Origin of the sequence: Ensifer sp. ZNC0028, assembly GCF_000799055.1 — a bacterium.
Classification (GTDB): domain Bacteria; phylum Pseudomonadota; class Alphaproteobacteria; order Rhizobiales; family Rhizobiaceae; genus Ensifer.
Genome location: NZ_JTLA01000251.1, coordinates 1 through 243 on the forward strand (window position 1 = coordinate 1; position 243 = coordinate 243).

The 243-nt window shown below is 65.4% G+C and carries 1 protein-coding gene; it reads left to right on the forward strand.

Annotated elements, in window-relative coordinates; translation table 11 throughout:
• Positions 1–243 (forward strand): isocitrate/isopropylmalate family dehydrogenase (locus tag L981_RS32880; RefSeq protein WP_043627134.1); only part of this gene is annotated, 243 nt, incomplete at both ends.

The window sequence follows — 243 nt, forward strand, 5'->3', positions numbered from 1 at the left end:
TCGACGTCATCGTCACCGACAACCTGTTCGGCGACATGCTGTCGGATGTCGCGGCCATGCTCACCGGTTCGCTCGGCATGCTGCCCTCGGCCTCGCTCGGCGCACCGGATGGCGTCACCGGCAAGCGCAAGGCGCTCTACGAGCCGGTGCATGGCTCGGCCCCCGACATTGCCGGCAAGGGCATTGCCAACCCGATTGCGATGATCGCCTCCTTTGCCATGTGCCTGCGCTACTCCTTCAACC